This is a genomic window from Mesorhizobium sp. B4-1-3, from assembly GCF_006439355.1.
In the GTDB taxonomy this organism is placed as follows: domain Bacteria; phylum Pseudomonadota; class Alphaproteobacteria; order Rhizobiales; family Rhizobiaceae; genus Mesorhizobium.
Genome location: NZ_VFTG01000001.1, coordinates 14,523 through 32,997, shown reverse-complemented (window position 1 = coordinate 32,997; position 18,475 = coordinate 14,523). Strand labels below are relative to the sequence as shown.

Here is an 18,475-nt window from a genome sequence, read left to right as displayed (position 1 = left end):
GATACGGCGCTATTGCGTCAGCACGTTGCTGATTTCGACCATGTTGGAGCGAACGCGCAGGATATAGAAGCCCATTGTCGTCAGATGCGTCGGCAGGAGCCAGCCATCCTCGCGGCCATTGGCGATGATGAAGGGCTGGATGCGCAGCGCCGAAACGAATTGCTGGTCCATCGTGTCCCACAGGTTCTGCAGGTGCTTTTCCTTGATCACGTCCTCGAAGTCGGCCTGGGCGCCCTTCATCAGGCCGTAATAGGCATAGAGCTGGCCATAGGCGAACCAGAAGCGGTCGTCGGCGCGGAAGTCGAACCAGCCGTCATTATGGTTCTCGGCGCGTTCCTTCAGAATGGCGGAGGTCGAGCCGATGTCGCTGGCGATGCGGTCGATATATTGCTTGAGATTGTCGGCGCGCGCATCGAAGGTTGCCTGGCAGGTGGCGAGCCGGGCGTTGAAGGAGCGCAGCTTGCGCACCGCATCGCGATAGTAGCTCGGCGTCGGCGTTTTGGGCCCGAACGGGTTCAGGCCGAAATACCAAGTGTATTCGTCGAACTGCAGATTGCCGCGCGCATCCTGCAGGTCAGCGTCGATCTGCGAGGTCGTGCGCACGCGGCCGAGGTTGTCGGCAAGCTCGGTCGCGGTGCGCCGCACCGCCTGGTTGATGCCACGCTGGAAGGACGCCTTGTTGTCCATCCACGGCGTGTCGTCCCAGTTGATGCTGAACAGGCCCAGCTTGTAGAGGATCATCGAGGAGATCCAGGCATTCTGGTTGACGTTGAAGTCGGTCAGGTCAGCCGCGACCTGCGCAATAGCCGAGTTGCCGCAGGTCTTTGCGGTATCCGTGCCGGTGCCGGCCGAAACCTGCTCGCCGGCTGAAACGTTGCGTTTCTCGAAGGCATATTTGTCGGGATAATTCGGATCGAAATTATTCCACCACTGCGTGGCGTAGAAGAAATTGACATAGAGGCCGATCAGCACCAGGAGGGCAAGACCGACCACCGCCTTGACGATCCAGCCGCGCTGCCCGTACCAGCGACCGACCCACATGAACGGCCACAGAACGACGCCGATGACGAAGCCGATGCCGCGACCGATCCATTGAAAAATCCGGGTGAAGAAGTTCACGATCGGGTCAAGCATGGCTCTCGTCACCCCCTCAGTCAGTCAAGCCGTAAAGGCGCGCGCGGAACGCCGCCTTGTCCTTCAAATATGTGGTTTTCAGAACGTCCACAACATGGCTTCGCCAGGCGTCGCTGAAGCCGTCATAGTCCTTGTAGAAACCGGGCTTGTTGAAGACGTAGCGCGAAACGAAGTCCTGCGGCACGAAATCCGAGATCAACTGGTCGGTCAGCCAGGCATCGGGGTGGTCGGGCTTGGCGCGCACGACGAGGAACCGCTGGCGCGGCCGCACATCCTCGATCTTGAGATGGCCGAACTGGGCGATTTCGCGCTTGGCGGCATTGAGGAAGGGAAAGTTCCCGTCCTGGGCGATCAGATCGGCATGGCCGTGGATCCAGGTCTGCAGCCACACCTTGTCGACATCGGTCAGATTGCGGTTGGGCTCGGCATCGCGGATCAGCGCGCGCACGATCATCTCGGCGCGGTGCTCGAGATAGCCGGAGGCCTCGATCCATGAAGCGCGCGGCAGGTCGAGGCGGCCGGTGGCGGCCAGGAAGTGGAACACCTTGTCGGCGTCGTTGATCGACAGATAGCTCACCTGCCAGGGCCGCGAGCGGCGGAAGCCGGGGGCGGCCGGATCGCTGATCACCGTCGTCATATCGGGGTCGACGAAGACGTAGAGCCCGCCGAAATGGCTGGTCCAGTAGGCGTTGTGACGGAAGATCACCTGGTCCGGCACCAGCGCGTTCTCGCGGATGTCGCCGCAGACCTTGGCCAGATCGACCATGCGCTGGAGCATGGCGTTGTCGCGCCAGGCGTCGGGCTCCTGCTTCAGCCGGTCGACCAGCTTGCCGAGCTCGGCCGCCTTGCCGAGTACGTCCTCGGCTGACAGTACCTTGAACTCGACCTGGTTGATCGACAGCAGGTCCTCGATGTCGTTGACCTTGGGAACCGAGTCCTCGATCTCGCCGTAGATCACGTCCTTGATGGTCAGCGCGTCGATGGCGCGCTGGTTCTTCGACATGAACTCGAACATCAGCTGCGAGGTGTTGGAGAAGGCGGTATGCACCACCGGCAGGTCGATCTGCGACGGCGTCAGGATGATGAAACGGCGGTTGACCTCGTTGGGGTCGAGATAGTCATAGTCGCCGCATTCCTCGGCGATCTCCGGTGAGAAGCCGGTGCGGTCGATCTGGAAGCTTGCGAGCTTGGTGGGCTCGAGGCCGAAGGCGGCAAGCGCCTTGTTGTAGCGCTGGATGAGGTGCGGCTCGTCGATGGCGAGCAAGCGGCCGTAGATCAGCTCGTTGTCGCGCAGAAGGTCTGGTTTCTTGGCGGCTTTCATCTGTCCTTCTCCCCGTTCACGGGGAGAAGGTGCCCGAAGGGCGGATGAGGGGCGGCGCAGACGCTCATCATCTTCGCTCCGAGTTCGTTGCAGGCAGAAATTTCGCATCGACACCAATCATCTTGCGATCCAGCCGACCATCCAAGGCTGCAACGATCGTGTCGAGCACGCCCGCGAGGCTGGTCAAGACATCCGCATGCCAAACTCTCAGTACCGACCAACCATTTCCATTCATCGTCTCATCTCTGTATCGATCCCGGGACCGACCTGCATGTTGGCTGCCGTCGACTTCCACGATCAGATTGGCTTCACGGCAAGCGAAATCCGCGAAATAGGGGCCGATGGGTAGTTGGCGAACAAACTTGTGGCCATTCAATCGTCGCCCTCGCAATTCATGCCACAGCCGTTCCTCAGCATCGTTCTCAACCTGCCGCAGCTCGCGGGCTCTCGCTACTTTCGGTTCATTTCTGCCACGCATGGCGCTGCCCCTCATCCGCCCTTCGGGCACCTTCTCCCCGTAAACGGGGAGAAGGAAAAGATCACCACGCCCCCTTCTTCTTCAGCTCCTCCATTTCCCGCGTGGCGCGCTCGCGCAGCCTTGCGTCGCGCAGGAGCTTCTCCACCGCGGCATCGTCGGACTTGTCGGAATAACGGAACTCGGAATCGGCGTAGCGGTTGATCTCCTGCATGACCATGTCCATCGAAAATGGCCCGCGCAGTTCCTCGATCATCGCCTTCTTGTCGTCGTAGCTCTTATGCATGAAGGCTTCCGGCTTCTCGAACCAATCGTCCGGCAGCTCGATGTCCATGGCGCGCATTTTTATCGCATCGGTGACGTTCTTGATGGCGCGGCCGGTGAAGCGCGGCTCGGCGTCCTTGATCAGGTGCAGGTAGGTGCCGACATCGGCCATGGTCTTGGGCGCGCCATTCTCCTTCATGTAGCGCTCATAGACCTTCATCAGCCCGTCTTCCTGCGGCTTCTCGTGCTCTTCATAGGCTTCGGCCACGGTGCGCTGGATTTCCTGCGCGGCATAGAGCTCGTGGTCCCCGAGCGGGATCTTGTGGTTCTTGCCGGCGAGCAGCACGAAGATGTCGATATAGTCGTCGCGCGTCTGCGGGCCGTCGACCAGCCAGCGGGCGCCGGCGCGCTGGCGCAGCGCGTCGTCGACATTTTCCGGATAGTTGGAGAACATGCCGAAGGAGCAATTGCCGCGCACCACCGTCGAGGCGCCGGCGAAGGCGTCCATCAAGACGCCGGTAATCTCCTGCTGGCCGGCCGATGCGCGGTCGTCGGAACGGCGCGCCGCCACTTGGTCGATGTCGTCGATGGTGCCGAAGCCGATGACGCGCGGATTGAGCACATTGTTGATGAACCGGCGGCAGTTCTGACCCGACTTGCCCTGATAGGACGAGATCTGGTCGACGCCGAAATTCTCGTAGGCGAACGGATACCCGGCGACTTGGCAGTAGCCATTGACGAGGCCGGCGATCATCTGGATCAGCGTCGTCTTGCCGGTGCCAGGCGCGCCGTCGCCGATGAAGGTGAACAGGAAACCGCCGAGCTCGACGAAGGGGTTGAGCTCACGCTCGAAATCATAGGCCATCAGCATCTTGGCCAATTTGACCGACTGGTATTTGGCGATATGGTTGCCGACGACCTCTTCCGGCTTCTTGAAGGTCATCACCAGCGGCTTGGAGCGTTTGCCGGGCGCGACGTCGAAGCCATCGAGAGTGAAGTCATCGACATCGATGCGGATATGCGCGTTCTCGAACGGGCCGATGCCGTCGAAGCGGCCCTTGCGCGCCAGAAGCCCGTCGATGGCGACGCGAGCAAAGGCCCGCGCCCGCGTCGTCAGATCGGCGTCATCCTTCGAACCGGCGATCGCCTTGTCGAGGCCCGCGACGATCGACTTCACCGCGTCCTGCGGCGTGTCAAACAGGAAGTCGGGCTCGGGAATGTCGTTCGGCGCCTCGCCGTCGCTGTCGATAAGCTGGAACAAATAAGAGGCGAAGCTGAAGGCAGAGACGTAGGCCGAGGCCGACAGAAGCTTCTTGAAGGTGGCTGCCTCGTCGCCTTCCAGCGGCGCCCGGGCATTTTTCGCCTGCAGGCTTTCGAGGTCGGAGCCTTCGGCGAAGACACCCGCTATGGCGAGCGCGATCGCCAGGCCGCGGCGGGCGCGGTAGAGCAGCGTGTGCTGCGGGATCGTCATCAACTGGTCGTCGGGATGTATCGCCGCAACCGTCTTGGTGAGCTCGACCTCGCGCGTGCGCCGCACCGAGCCGACCGACACGGTCGAGACGAAGCGGCGGTTGGTGCCGGCAATCGCCGTGCCGGATTCGCGCGCAGGATCCTCCAGCACGACGATGCGGGTGATGAAGCTCTGCGCGGTCGCGCGGTGCTTTCCGATTGCGACTTCCGAGATCGTTGTCAGGCCGGTGTCCATGAAGGATGCTCCGCGATTTGACGGTCAGACGTCGCTGATCACCTGCCCGTTGGACAGGATGTGGACCTTGTACCCGGAAAAGATCTTCTGCGCCTCGCCCGCGGCGTAAAGTGCCTGGTAGGCCTCGTGCGGGATCAGCGCGTGGTTCTCGTAGCTCGAAACGCCCTGCCGCGCCGCTTCGAGATCGTCGGTGTTGATGAAGAATTCCTGCGTCGTCTTCTCGCTGGAGAACAGTCCCTTGCGGCCGGGTTTCTCGCTCTTGGAAAAGACCTCCTGAATGGTCCAGGTGAGCAGCCAGGCGTTCTCGGGCTTCCGCACCTTGGAGAGCACCTCGGCCACGGTCGAATTGTTGTCGGTGATGCCGGCCGAGTAGAAGGGCCCGAGCACGACGCGCCGCAACTGCTTGGGATGCAGCGGCTCGAAATCCTTGTCGAGATTGACCGCGATCGTCACCGGCGAGAGCGTGTAGGCGGAGTTCTTCTCGGTGAAGTCGTCGAAGCGGTGCGCAAGCTCGGGGTTGAGCAGGCCGTCGACGGGCAGCGGGATCTCGACCTTCTCGTTCAGCTTGCCGGTGCCGTTGTCGACCAGCTGGCGCACCATGCTTTCGGAGGAGTCCTCCACCGTCACCATGTAGATCAGCGGCAGGTTGGCGCTGCCGTCGAACGTCGCCCAATGGACGAGGTAATAGGGCCGCATGGTCTTCGGGTTGACCGAGACCTTGGCCGTCTGCGCAAGCGTGAACGGACCGAAAGTCGCCTCGCTCTTGACGTCCTCCAGATAGAGCCACTCGGCCATCGACTTCTGCAGCGCTGCGGGAAACTCCTTGTGGCGCAGGATGAAGTCGGCCATCTCCTCGCGCAGCTCGGCGGCCTGCGGGATATTGGCCAGCCGGGCATCGGCCTGCTGGCGGTCGTTTTCCAATTCGAGCAGGTTCTGGAAGACGGGATAGCCGCTCTCGGCGCGCGAGATGCGGAAGGTGTCCATGAAGCCGAGCCGGTTGCGCCAGCAGGCAAAGGACTTGTCCAGCCGTGCGATATACTCGGCGACGATCCTGGCGACGATGCCGTGCCGGTAAAGCGGCGAGCGGTCGTCGCGCATGAACACTTCCAGCCCGCTCAGCGCCGCCGTGATGGCGGAGAAATAGCGTGCCGCCGCGTCGTTCTCAGGTGTCATGGGAACTGCCGTTGCAATGAAATCAGCGGCGCCGCCCAAGCAGATATTCGTGGAATGCTCCACGAACATCTGCTTGGATTCCTTTGTTTTTCGCAGGTTCTGACCGCAAAACCGTGGGACACTTTTGCGGAACCTGCTTAGGACTGCACATAATTGGCGGCATTGTGCTTCTTCATGATCTCGTCGAAGCGGCGGGCGAAGGCATCGTCGGCAAGCTTCTTGCGGCGCTGGATGTCGGCTGAAGCCACCATGTTCTTCTCATGCATCTCGAGCAGGTCGCCGATGTGCTTCTGCGAGGCGGCGCCGATGCCGGCCATGGTCTCTTCCGCCGTGTTGTCGACCTGGCTGCCCAGCGTGTTGATCTTGTGGGCGACGTCCTGCTGGGCGGCGGTCTTCAGCGAATCCTCCAGCGCCTTGTAGAGGACGATGCGCTGCTCGGTGTCGATGGTCAGCTTGTTGATCAGCGTCGACTGCGCGGCGATCTGATTGTTGAGCGAATCGACGAAGGTCTGGAACATCGAGGTGTAACGCTCGAGCGTCTGGCTTTCGGCCAGAAGCTCCTGCTCCTTGGCTTGTTTTTCGTTGTATTCGGTCGCCATTTTCGAGCGCTCGCCCTCGAGCTCGGTGCGCTCCTTCTGGGTCGTGGAGGCGGCGATCTTGTTTTCGATGTCGAGCAGCAGCGGGTTCAGTTCCTCGATGCGCTTCTGCACCGCTTCGAGGTTGGACATGGTCGTCTTGCGGCGCTCGATCACCTGCGACAGGCTGGTCTCGGAGGTCTTGTAGCGCTGGTCAAGAACTTGCTTCTGCGCCTTCAGGATGCCGACGATGGTATCCGACTTCGCCAAAAGCTCCTGCAGATTGCCGGCCAGCGACATGTTGCGCACGCGGTCGGTGCGCATGCGCTGCTTGCGGTGCGCCGAAAAGATGCCGACGAAGTTTTCCCAGCCGGTGTAGTTCTTCATACTCTCGAATTCGGCGCCGAAGACGTTGGTTGCGTCCTCGAGCCCGATGATCAGGTCGGCGATGTTGCCTTCCATGACCTTCTGCTGCTTGAGCACGTCCTCGATGCGGGCGTTCTCGATGTCGAAATTGGCGTCGCCGATCTTCTTGTCGGCCTGGGCGAGCGTGTCGAGCACCGTGCCGGACTGCTCGATCTTGGTGCGCATGTCCTGCACGACCTGCTTGGTCTTGGCAATTTCGGCATCGAAATTCTGCAATGTCGCCATTGGGGTCTCCCGCTTCGGCATCCGTTTCCGTGTCGCGGCGGCGAATATATGTGGGGCTTCAAGCGATTGAAAGAAGGAAGACAAACAGAGGGGTCAAAACAAAAGACTTGGTTAGACTCTTGAAAGACAAGGCAAGCATGCGCATGGTGTCCAATAATGCACGCCGCCTCGAACAGCTTCAGCTTATATGCCTTAAGTTGTTGTTTTTACGGACGGCCAAGGCGATGAAGCAGCGCCGGCAAATCTCTAGAGCGGTTCACCGTTTCCCGGAAACGGCCAACCGCTCTATCTCGTTGTTTTTGCGCAATTCCGGACGAAAACCGCTCACACTTTTCCTGGGAATTGCTCTTGCGCTGCAATCCCCATTTCTTCCGATAGCGATCATGGTTTGGGGTCGGCCTTGAGATAGGCAATCACGTTGGCGATGTCGTCATCGCTGGTCAGGCCGGTAAAGGCCATCCTGTTGCCGGGAACCTTCTGCTTGGGCGCCTTGAGATATTCGGTGAGGTTGGCTTCGTCCCAGACGAGGCCCGCGGCGCCGGCATCCTTCATGGCTGGCGAATAATGGCTCTGAAAACTTTCCGCCGAGCCGGCCTTGCGGCCGACGACACCCAGCAGATGCGGTCCGACCTTGTCGCGATCCGTCGCTGCCTCATGGCAAGCGATGCAACGGTTGAAGACCTTCTTGCCCAGCGCCGCATCGCCACCGGCATGCGCGGCAAGGCCGCCGGCAAGCAGCAGGGCCGCGGCGGACGAGATGGTTCGAAGCATTGAAGGGATCCTCCCGATGGCATTCAGCTGCAGCGAAAGATAGGGCGCGGGCCTTAACAAAGGCAGCATAAGGCCGCGCAACTGCATCCGGTGGCAGCCGGCTACCCAACGGCCGGCAGCCATAAGGCTCCGGCTCAGGAGCCGACAAAACCGATGAAGTCATCAGGCTCGGCCCTGCCCATCTCCTCTTCCCAATGGCGGCGGCAGAGCGAAACATAGACATCCTTGCCGATCGCCACCTGCTCGCCCTGCTTCGCCACCTTGCCGTCAGGCCCCAAGCGCACCACCATCGTCGCCTTGCGGCCGCAGCGGCAGATGGTGCGCACCTCGCGCAGGTCGTCGGCGATGGCGAGCAGCGCCCGCGAGCCGGGGAACAGATTGCCCTGGAAATCGGTGCGCAGGCCGTAGCACATGACCGGAATGCCTAGGCGATCGGCGATGCGGGCGAGCTGCCAGACCTGCTCCTCCTTGAGGAACTGCGCCTCGTCGACGAAGATGCAATGCACCGGGGCATGCTGGTGATGCTCGGCGACCCTGGCAAAAAGATCGTCGCCGTCGCGGAACATCTCGGCCTCGGATTCGAGGCCGATGCGCGACGAGATCAGGCCGCTGTCGCCCTTGCGATAGTGGCCGGCGACGAACAGCATCGTCGACATGCCGCGTTCGCGATAGTTATAGGACGCCTGCAAAAGCATGGTCGTCTTGCCGGCATTCATCGTCGCGTAGTGGAAGTAAAGCTTGGCCATGCCGTCCTTCTACGCCCACATATCGGCGCACAGGGAGAGGGCCCGAGGCTCCGTCCACCAAAAACTCCCCGCCGTCCAAAACTCGATGTCGTTCAAAAACCTGTCATGTCGCTTAATGGCCAGCACGCGCCGCTCGTCGTGACGTTGAACCGCTTGAAACAACTTCAAAATGGTGTTTGGCTGACGAAACAAGGCGGGCGCAAGAACCGTGACTTCGCTTTGCCTCGAAGTTCCAATGGGAGAAAAGTTCATGTCGCGTATGAAATCCTTCGTCGCAGGCCTCGGCCTCGCGGCGCTTCTATCCACGACCGCCGCTTATGCCGGCGATCCGGCGAGCTGCAAGGCGGTCCGTCTGTCCGATGTCGGCTGGACCGACATCCAGGCCACGACGGGCCTCGCCTCGGTGCTGCTCACCGCGCTCGGCTATGCGCCGCAGACGATCCAGCTCTCGGTGCCGGTGACCATGGCTTCGCTGAAGAACAAGGACCTCGACGTCTTCCTCGGCAACTGGATGCCGTCGATGACCAACGACATCAAGGACTACACCAAGGAAGGCTCGATCGAGACGATCAGCACCAATCTGACCGGCGCCGGCTACGGCATCGTCGTGCCGACCTATGTCGCGGATGCCGGCGTCAAGACGCTGACCGATCTCGGCAAGTTCAAGGACAAGTTCAACGGCAAGATCTACGGCATCGAGGCCGGCAATGACGGCAACCGCATCATCCTCGACATGATCAAGAACCCGAAGGACAATCTGGCCGGGTTCGAGCTGGTCGAGTCCTCGGAGGCTGGCATGCTGACGCAGGCCGAGCAGTCGATGAAGAACAATGAGTGGATCGCCTTCCTCGGCTGGACGCCGCATCCGGTGATGGGCGCCATGAAGATCACCTATCTCGACGGCATGGGCGACAGCGGCTTCGGCGCCGCCACCGTTCATACCGTCGTGCGCAAGGGCTACACCACGGAATGCCCCAATGCCGGCAAGTTCATCGCCAATTTGAAGTTCAATCTGGATATGGAAGGCCAGATGATGGACGCAATCCTCAAGGGTGGCGATCCGCAGACTGTGGCGACCGACTGGCTCAAGAAAAACCCGGATGCCGTCAAGCCATGGATCGCCGGCGTGACCACCTTCGACGGCGGTGACGCGGCGGCTGCGATCAAGACCGCGCTCGGAGGCTGATCCGCTTGGGACCGGCATGATTTCCGAAAAAGGGCAGCCCTGGAAGAGGCTGCCCTTTTTCATATGCCCGGACGTGTGAAGATGACCGTGCAAGCGTGGCGAGGCTGAGAGGGGATGATGGATCCGATTTCCAAATTGCTGACCGACTACAAGATCCCGATCGGGCCATGGGGCAAGGCCTTCTTCAACTTCCTGACGGATAATTTCGACACCATCTTCCGGGCCTTCTCAAACGGGCTGAATTTCATCCTGGACGGAGCGGTGAACCTGCTGCTGATGGTGCCGCCCGTGCTGTTGGCGCTGGTCATCGCGATCATCGCCTGGCTCTTGCAGCGTTCGCGGCCGCTCGCCATCGGCGTCTTCCTCGGCCTGATCTTCATCATCAATCAGAATCTCTGGAAGCAGACGGTGCAGACGCTGGTGCTGGTCGTTGCCGCTGCCGCCATGGCGATGGCGATCGGCGTGCCGCTCGGCATCTGGGCCGCGCACAAGCCGAAGGTCTACCGTGTCATGCTGCCGGTGCTCGACCTGATGCAGACGCTGCCGACCTTCGTCTACCTGATACCGGTGCTCACCCTGTTCGGGCTCGGCAACGCGCCCGGCCTGATCGTCACCATCATCTTCGTTATCCCGACGGCCGTGCGTCTCACCCATCTCGGCGTGGTCTCAGTGCCCAAGGCGATCATCGAGGCGGGCGAGGCGTTCGGCGCCACCAAGCGCCAGCTTCTGTGGAAGGTGGAGCTGCCCTCGGCGCTGCCAACCATCATGGCGGGTCTCACCCAATCGATCATGCTGTCGCTGTCGATGGTGGTGTTCGCGGCGCTGATCGGCGCCGGCGGTCTCGGCACGGAAATCAACCGCGCGCTCGGCTCGCGCCGCATCGATCTCGGGCTTGAGGCGGGCCTTGCGATCGTCGTGCTCGCCATCGTGCTCGACCGCATGACCCGCATCGGCGTTGGAGGCAAGAAATGACCGTCGCGGTTGATTTCAAAAATGTAGACATCGTCTTCGGCGCCGATCAGGCCGGTTCGCTGGCGCTGATCGATCAGGGCGCCACCCGCGCCGAGATCCTGGAAAAGACCGGCAATGTGCTCGGATGCGCCGACGCCAGCCTCACCGTGCACGAAGGCGAGATCTCGGTGCTGATGGGGCTGTCCGGCTCCGGCAAGTCGACGCTGCTGAGGGCCGTCAACCGGCTGAACGTCGTGTCGCGCGGCCAGGTGCTGGTCAAGGACGGCGACCGCATCGTCGATGTCGTCACCTGCGACGAGGCGACCTTGCGGCGGCTGCGGCAGAAGCAGGTCGCCATGGTGTTCCAGCAGTTCGGCCTGCTGCCCTGGCGCACGGTCGAGGAAAATGTCGGCTTCGGCCTCGAGCTTGCCGGCGTGCCGGAGGCGGAACGCAAGGCGCGGGTGCAGAAGCAGTTGCAGCTTGTCCATCTCGACCAGTGGTCGAAGAAATACGCGCATGAGCTTTCCGGCGGTATGCAGCAGCGCGTCGGCCTCGCCCGGGCCTTCGCCACCGAGGCGCCGATCCTTCTGATGGACGAGCCGTTCTCGGCGCTCGACCCGCTGATCCGCACCAAGCTGCAGGACGAACTGCTGCAGCTGCAGGCGGAGTTGAAGAAGACCATCATCTTCGTCAGCCACGACCTGGAGGAGGCGCTGAAGATCGGCAGTCACATCACGATCATGGAAGGTGGCCGCATCGTGCAGACCGGCGCGCCGGAAGACATCGTTCTGCGGCCCGCCAATGATTATGTCCGCGACTTCATCGCCAATGTGAATCCCCTGTCGGTGCTGACAGCGTGGAACGTGATGCGGGACCGCCGCGACCTTGAGCAGGGCGACAATGGATGGGTGTGGCTCGACCGGCGCAAGACGACGCGCTTCAAGATCGACGAGCATGGCCTGGTGGCGGCAGCCGAACGCGACGGCAAGCCGGCGGTGTGGGTCTCCTGCGCGGATGTTGAGCGTCAGCCGGAGGAAGGGGCCCAGGTGTTCTGGGCCAATCCCGGCACGCCGCTGAAAACGGTGATGCTCGCCATGCATCGCTCGCAGACGGCGCCGGTGGCGCTGTTCGATGAGGGCTCGCGCTTCGTCGGCGCGATCGGCATCCGCGACGTGCTGAGCGCGGTGCTGAGGCGGTAGGGGTTTCCAGCCTTTGGACGGGCAAGCGGTCTGCTGCTGGCGGGCACAGCGCGCTTGTTCTAGACTGGCCGACAGCCGGGCCACCGGCCTCAGGCGAGAGAGGCGCGAATGATCTTCCGTCAGCTGTTCGATTCCGTTTCCGGCACCTATTCCTATCTGCTCGCCAGCCGGCGCGGCGGCGAGGCGCTGATCATCGATCCGGTGCTGGAGAAGGTGGATCGCTATCTGCAACTGGTCAACGAGCTGGACCTGAGGCTGGTCAAGGCGGTGGACACGCATCTTCATGCCGACCACATCACCGGCCTTGGCGCGCTGCGTGACAAGACCCATTGCGTGACCGTCATGGGCGAGCAGACCAAGGCCGACGTGGTATCGATGCGGCTTGCCGACGGCGACAAGCTCGGCATCGAGGGGCTGGCGCTCGACGTCATCTACACGCCAGGCCACACCGACGATTCCTACAGCTTCGTCCTGCCCGACCGGGTCTTTACCGGCGATACGCTGCTCATCCGCGGCACCGGTCGCACCGATTTCCAGAACGGCGATCCGCGCCAGCAGTATGAATCGATCTTCGGCCGCCTGCTCAAGCTGCCCGACGAGACGATGATCTTCCCCGCCCACGACTATAAGGGCGAGACCGTTTCGACGATCGGCGAGGAGAAGGCCTTCAACCCGCGCCTGCAGGTGAAATCGGTCGACGAGTACGTCCACATCATGAACAATCTCAACCTGTCCAATCCGAAGATGATGGACGTGGCCGTGCCGGCGAACATGCGGGTCGGGCTGCATCAGGACGATATCGCCGCCCGCGGCTGGGCGGTGAGCGCGGAGCTGGCGCTGGCGCTGGTCGGGCGGCCCGACGTCGCGCTGATCGATCTGCGCGAGCAGTCGGAACGCGAGAGGCACGGTGTCATTCCCGGCGCGATCCATCTGCCCTATGCGCGGCTGCAGGAGAACATCGCCGCCGGCGGCATGCTGCATGAGCTAGCGAAATCGACCAGCAAGCAGCTCCTGTTCTATTGCGCCTTCGGCGAGCGCTCGGCGATGGCGGTGCAGGCGGCGCAGGATGTAGGCATTTCCAGCGCCCGCCACATCCAGGGCGGCATCGATGCATGGCGGAAGGCCAGCGGCCCGCTGATGCACTAAGGTGTGTTGATATTCAGGTGACGCTGGCCTGCAAATGGCGGTTTCCTGCGCTTCCGGTGCTCACGTACTTAAGTACGTCCGCTCCGGTTCCCCGGAACCCACCATTTTCGACTCGGCCTGACCTGAATTTCAACACACCTTAGGAGTCTGCCGATTGCAGGCGATGCTGGCCTGGCTGCTCAGTTCAGCCCGATCAGCTTGGCGCCGTTCCGGAACAGGGCTTCCGCATCGCGGTCGAAGCGGAAGGTGGCGATGAAATCGTCGGCGCGATAGTTCGGCAATGTGTTGCGGATCGCGTTGGCGAAGCTGCGCGCCTCGTCCTGCCGGCCGGCCAGCGCCAGGCAATGGGCGGCGATCGCCAGGATGATGACATGGGCGTTCGGCCTTGCGGCCGCCTTGAGCGCCCATTCGGCCGCCGCTTCGAATTCGCCGAGCCTTGCATGCGCCATGGCGCGCGCGCCCATCATGCCGAACAAGAGCGGATCGAAGGGGCTGAGATGGCGCGAATGGTCGGACGAACCGATCGCCGATCGCGGATCGCCCGACTGCGAATGGACGAAGGACAGCGCGTAATGGCCGAGCGCAAAATTGGGGCTGAGGTCGACGGCGCTCGCCAGTTCCAGCAGCGCGCCGTCCTGCTCGCCGCGCAGCCATAGCGCGCGGCCCATCGCCCAGTGGGCGGCAGGGTTGCGGTCGTCGACCAGCAGGCTCTGGCCGGCGCTTTCAAAGGCAAGCGCGGCCTCGCGGTCGCGGTCGCCCCAGCGCTGGAAAGCATTCTGCCAGTGGGTGAAGGACATGCCGGCATAGGCGCGCGCGAAAGTGGGGTCCAACTTCAACGCCTCGCCGAAGAAATGCTGTGCCAGCTCGTTTTCCTGGCGGGTGAAGCGATACATGTGCCAGAGGCCGCGATGATAGGCCTCCCAGGCGTTGAGCGAATTGGGCGCTTTCAGCAATGCTCGGTTGCGCTCCACCGTCGCGATCTCGGCGGCGATGGAGGAGACGATGCTGTTGCCGATATCCTCGATGACGATGAAGATGTCGTCGGGCTTGTGCTCGAAGGTCTCGGCCCAGACGATCCTCGCCGTGCGGACCTCGACAAGCTCGATCGAGATGACGAACCGGCCCGGCAGAGACCGCACCGCGCCTGTCGCGACATAGTCGACATTCAGCCTGCGTCCGGCGTCTTCCGGCGCGATGTTCTTTTCGGCGAGCGCGAAGACGGAGCCGCGGGCGATGACGAAGAAATCGCGAAGCTTGGCAAGCCGCGTGATGATGTCATGCGTGAGGCCGTCGGCGAGCCCGCCACGGAAACCGCCAGTGCCGGCGCTCTCCGCAAACGGCATCACCGCGAGCGACGCCCGGCGCGTCGCCGCCGGTTCGGATTCGATCGTGGCGACCGGCAGGTCCGTGGCCGGGAAGGCCGGCCCGGACCGGGCGCATGGCGTTGCGCCGGCGTTGCGGGCTCTTATCTCCTGCCAGGCCTCGCGCAATGGCGTGAAATCCAGTTCTTCCGAGTGGAACAGCTCGGCCGCCGTGGCAAGGTGCTCCTCGCCGGCGCCGAACTGCCCGTGCAGGGCCAGGTTTTCCAGCAGCGCCACATGCGCGCGGCTATCGAACGGCGCCAGCTCCAGCCATTTGTCGATATAGGCGCCGGCCTCGTCGGCTCCTTGCGGGACAAGGCCGATGATGTGCTCCAGAACCGCGACATGGCAAGCGCTGAAACGGCGGCGTTGCGCCGTCAGCCAACTGCCGAAATGCGGGCTGCGATCGAGCTCCAGCCCGTCGAGAAAGTCGCCAGCGAACAGTTGCGCAAGCGTCCGCAGACGGTCGAGGCCAAGCGTCTCGATCCCTTCCGCCACCGCAGCAGCCGCCTCGACGGCATCGACGCTCGCACCGCCGAGGCGAAGCGCCACGGTGTCGCCTTCCGTCTCGATCCGGCGCAAGCCCGGTTCGTCCAGCGCGGCGCGCAGCTTGCTCAGGCACCAGCGCAGCTCGCCGCGCGGATCGTTGGGCACATCCCAGAGAAGTTCGCAAAGACGGCCGCGGCTAACAGGGTGGGGCGCCAGAGCGAGGTAGGCGAGCAGCGCGCGCAGCTTGCGTGACGACGGCAAGGTAATGGGCATACCGTCGCGAGCAATCGTCAGTTGCCCGAGCAGCCTTACGGACAATCCAACGGAATCGTTCAGGCTCGATCGGGTGGATTCCACGTATGTTTCCACGCTTTCTCCAACGCTGGCCAGTTGGTCCATATACTATCACCAAAGATGACAGGAGGCAGCCGGCAGCCCATTCCGCGCTGGAACGCCGCCGTTGCCGCATTTTGCGGCAGATCAAGCAACCTAACGCGGCAAGGTGTCGAAACCGCGCCGCCCAATCCGCCGGTTTGTAACCGGTATGTGAGATTTCGAGGAGAAAGCCCCATGTTGCATCAGTTGAAAATCCGGACCACGGCCGGGCGCGGCCGGCTGTTCGACAGCATTCTCGACACGGTCGGCGACACGCCGGTCATCCGCATCAACAATCTCGGGCCGGGTCACGCCACGATCTATGTGAAGGCCGAGTTCTTCAATCCGGCGGCCTCGGTGAAGGACCGGCTGGCGCTCAACATCATCGAGGAGGGCGAGCGCAGCGGCAAGCTCAAGCCCGGCCAGACCGTGGTCGAAGCGACGAGCGGCAACACCGGCATCGGCCTTGCCATGGTCTGCGCGCAGAAGGGCTATCCCCTGGTGGTGACGATGGCCGACAGCTTCTCCATCGAGCGCCGCAAGCTGACGCGCATGCTCGGCGCCAAGGTGGTGCTGACGCCGCGCGCCCAGAAGGGCTTCGGCATGTACAACAAAGCGGTCGAGCTTGCCGAGGCCAATGATTGGTTCCTGGCGCGCCAATTCGAGACCGAGGCCAATGCCGCCATCCACGAGGCGACCACGGCGCGCGAGATCATCAACGACTTCGCCGGTTCCAGGCTGGACGTGCTTGTCACCGGCTACGGCACTGGCGGCACGGTCGCCGGCGTCGGCCGGGTGCTGCGCCGCGAGCGGCCGGAGGTGAAGATCGTGCTTGCCGAGCCTGCGAACGCGCAGCTGATCGGCAGCGGCAAGGCCCAGGAGCGCGGCGCCGGCGGTGCGCCGGCCGCCAGCCATCCGGCTTTCGAGCCGCATCCGATCCAGGGCTGGACGCCGGACTTCATCCCCAATGTCCTGCAGGAAGCGATCGACCAGCGCTATTATGACGAGGTGGTGCCGATCCCGGGTCCCGAAGGCATCAAATGGGCGAAGGCGCTGGCGCAGCAGGAAGGCATTTTCACCGGCATCTCCGGCGGCGCCACCTTCGCCGTCGCGCGCCAGATCGCGGGCAAGGCTCCGCCCGGCTCGGTGATCCTGTGCATGCTGCCCGATACCGGTGAGCGCTACATGTCGACGCCGCTCTTCGACGGCATCGAGGCGGAGATGGACGCCGAGGAGACGGCGCTGTCGCGCTCGACGCCGAGCTGCCAGTTCGAGGTCTGAAGATCGATAGCGCGACGCCGCCGTTCGAAATGGCGGCGTCGCTACGTGCACATCATCATCCACATGCCGGCGAGAGATACGGATGGACAGCCTTCAGGAAGCGACGACTACGGACGAAACGCTCGATCCGCCGGACTGGACGGAGGTGGGAGCACTCTCGCACCGGGTCCTCGACGACGCCATCGTCTATCTTAAGGATGTGCGCGAGCGCCCGGTCTGGCGCGAAATGCCGGCCGAGGTGCGATCTTTCTTCTCGGCGCCGTTGCCGCGTTCGCCGGCGCCGGTGGCCGAGGTCTATGACGATGTCGCCCGCAACGTCATGCCTTACCCGATGGGCAACGTGCATCCGCGCTTCTGGGCCTGGTATATGGGAGCCAGCAACTTCACCGGCGCGCTCGGCGATTTCCTGGCAGCGGTCCAGGGCTCCAATCTCGGCGGCGGCAACCATGCCGCAGGCTTGATGGACAGCCAGGTCGTCAACTGGATGAAGGAGATGGTGGGTTTCCCGGCCACGGCCGGCGGCACGCTGGTCAGCGGCGGCTCGATGGCCAACATCATCGGCCTGACCGTGGCGCGCAATGTCAAGGCGGGCGTCGACGTTCGCGAGCGCGGCGTCGGGGCAATGCCGAAACCCTTGCGCTACTACGCCTCGGACCAGGTCCATTCCTGTCACCGCAAGGCGATGGAGGCGCTGGGTCTCGGCAATCGTGCGCTGCGGCGGATCCCGGCCGACGCAGGGTTGCGCATCGATATCGCCGCTCTCAAGGCGGCAATCGCCGAGGACCGCGACGCGGGTTTCAAGCCGGCCTGCGTGATCGGCACCGCCGGCACGGTCAACACCGGCGCCGTCGATGATCTTCAAACGTTGGCAACCATTGCGGCAGAAGAAGACCTCTGGTTCCATGTCGACGGCTGCATCGGGGCGCTGATCGCTATCGCGCCCGAGAGCCGATCGCTCGTTGCCGGCATCGAACAGGCGGATTCGATCGCGCTCGATCCGCACAAATGGCTGCATGCGCCGTTCGAGGCGGGCTGCGCGCTGGTGCGGGACGCGTCCCAGCACCGCAACACCTTTGCCGTCACGCCGGAATATCTGGAATCGACGCCGCGCGGCCTTGCCTCCGGGGCGTGGCTGCATGACTACGGGCTGCAGACGTCGCGTGGTTTCCGGGCGCTGAAGATCTGGATGGCGCTGAAGGAGCATGGTGTCGAAAAGTTCGGCCGGCTGATCGACCAGAACATCGCCCAGGCCCGCTACCTCACCCGGCTGATCGAGGCGGAGCCGGCGTTCGAACTGATGGCGCCGACCACCATCAACATCGTCAGCTTCCGTTCCCGGTTGGCCGGCGCGTCCGAAGAGCGGCTTAAGGCCTTCAACACCGAGATCATGCTGAGACTCCAGGAAGAGGGCATCGCGGCTCTGTCCGACACGACTGTCCACGGCCGGCACTGCCTGAGGGTGGCGATTACCAATCACCGCACGCGACGCGACGATCTCGACCTGCTGGTCGGCGAGATGCTTCGGCTGGGGCGGGAAATCGCGGCTGTCGCGACATCACTGTGAAGCGTGCTGCCTAAGCATGTCTCCCGAAAGTGGAAACCTGTTTCGGGGCAAAGACATGCGGAAAATCAAAAGCCTAATGCATGTCGCCCAGAAGTGTGCAGCGGTTCT

Annotated in this window: 15 protein-coding genes; 6 read left to right on the top strand and 9 right to left on the bottom strand. The window is 62.9% G+C overall.

Features of this window, described 5'->3' with window-relative positions:
• Positions 1–9: 9 nt before the first annotated feature.
• The 8 genes from FJW06_RS00150 to FJW06_RS00115 all read right to left on the bottom strand — a co-directional run bounded on the left by FJW06_RS00150 (position 10) and on the right by FJW06_RS00115 (position 8,815).
• Positions 10–1,134 (bottom strand): DUF2333 family protein, encoded by a 1,125-nt coding sequence (locus tag FJW06_RS00150; RefSeq protein ID WP_140746173.1) that lies wholly within the window; start codon positions 1,132–1,134, stop codon positions 10–12.
• A gap of 16 nt (positions 1,135–1,150) precedes the next feature.
• Complete coding sequence (locus tag FJW06_RS00145) at positions 1,151–2,455, bottom strand: DUF6638 family protein (protein ID WP_140746170.1); 1,305 nt, start codon at positions 2,453–2,455, stop codon at positions 1,151–1,153.
• A 67-nt stretch (positions 2,456–2,522) separates the two neighbouring features.
• Positions 2,523–2,933, bottom strand: coding sequence for a DUF559 domain-containing protein (locus FJW06_RS00140; RefSeq protein WP_140746167.1), 411 nt, complete (start codon positions 2,931–2,933; stop codon positions 2,523–2,525).
• A 61-nt stretch (positions 2,934–2,994) separates the two neighbouring features.
• Positions 2,995–4,899, bottom strand: coding sequence for an ATP-binding protein (locus FJW06_RS00135; protein ID WP_140746164.1), 1,905 nt, complete (start codon positions 4,897–4,899; stop codon positions 2,995–2,997).
• Positions 4,900–4,923: 24 nt separating this feature from the next.
• The gene (locus tag FJW06_RS00130; RefSeq protein ID WP_140746161.1) at positions 4,924–6,072 is read right to left on the bottom strand and encodes a hypothetical protein; all 1,149 of its coding nucleotides are present in this window, start codon (positions 6,070–6,072) and stop codon (positions 4,924–4,926) included.
• A 137-nt stretch (positions 6,073–6,209) separates the two neighbouring features.
• A complete protein-coding gene (locus FJW06_RS00125; protein ID WP_140746158.1) occupies positions 6,210–7,298 on the bottom strand; it encodes a hypothetical protein in 1,089 nt (362 codons plus the stop codon).
• Between the two features lie 381 nt (positions 7,299–7,679).
• Positions 7,680–8,069 carry a cytochrome c family protein gene (locus FJW06_RS00120; protein WP_140746155.1) on the bottom strand — a complete coding sequence of 130 codons (390 nt, stop codon included), beginning with the start codon at positions 8,067–8,069 and terminating at the stop codon, positions 7,680–7,682.
• 134 nt (positions 8,070–8,203) lie between these two features.
• Positions 8,204–8,815, bottom strand: a complete 612-nt coding sequence (locus tag FJW06_RS00115) for a thymidine kinase (protein WP_140746152.1) — start codon at positions 8,813–8,815, stop codon at positions 8,204–8,206.
• Between the two features lie 250 nt (positions 8,816–9,065).
• On the opposite strand from FJW06_RS00115, the gene choX reads away from it, so the two are divergent.
• From choX to FJW06_RS00095, 4 genes are all read left to right on the top strand, one after another.
• On the top strand, positions 9,066–10,001 hold the full coding sequence (gene choX, locus FJW06_RS00110) for a choline ABC transporter substrate-binding protein (protein ID WP_140746150.1): 936 nt from the start codon (positions 9,066–9,068) through the stop codon (positions 9,999–10,001).
• A gap of 117 nt (positions 10,002–10,118) precedes the next feature.
• A complete protein-coding gene (choW, locus tag FJW06_RS00105) occupies positions 10,119–10,973 on the top strand; it encodes a choline ABC transporter permease subunit (RefSeq protein ID WP_140747640.1) in 855 nt (284 codons plus the stop codon).
• Positions 10,970–12,151: a choline ABC transporter ATP-binding protein gene (choV, locus tag FJW06_RS00100; protein WP_140746147.1), complete on the top strand. Its 1,182-nt coding sequence runs from the start codon at positions 10,970–10,972 to the stop codon at positions 12,149–12,151. The genes choW and choV overlap by 4 nt, the downstream gene beginning before the upstream one ends.
• Before the next feature lie 108 nt (positions 12,152–12,259).
• Positions 12,260–13,297, top strand: a complete 1,038-nt coding sequence (locus FJW06_RS00095) for an MBL fold metallo-hydrolase (RefSeq protein ID WP_140746144.1) — start codon at positions 12,260–12,262, stop codon at positions 13,295–13,297.
• Between the two features lie 179 nt (positions 13,298–13,476).
• On the opposite strand, the gene FJW06_RS00090 is transcribed toward FJW06_RS00095, so the two are convergent.
• The gene (locus tag FJW06_RS00090) at positions 13,477–15,546 is read right to left on the bottom strand and encodes a transcriptional regulator (RefSeq protein WP_246674483.1); all 2,070 of its coding nucleotides are present in this window, start codon (positions 15,544–15,546) and stop codon (positions 13,477–13,479) included.
• 171 nt (positions 15,547–15,717) lie between these two features.
• Between FJW06_RS00090 and FJW06_RS00085 the strand changes: the two genes are divergently transcribed.
• Positions 15,718–16,803, top strand: coding sequence for a pyridoxal-phosphate dependent enzyme (locus FJW06_RS00085; protein WP_140746141.1), 1,086 nt, complete (start codon positions 15,718–15,720; stop codon positions 16,801–16,803).
• An 82-nt stretch (positions 16,804–16,885) separates the two neighbouring features.
• On the top strand, positions 16,886–18,367 hold the full coding sequence (locus FJW06_RS00080; protein ID WP_140746138.1) for an aspartate aminotransferase family protein: 1,482 nt from the start codon (positions 16,886–16,888) through the stop codon (positions 18,365–18,367).
• Positions 18,368–18,475 lie beyond the last annotated feature (108 nt).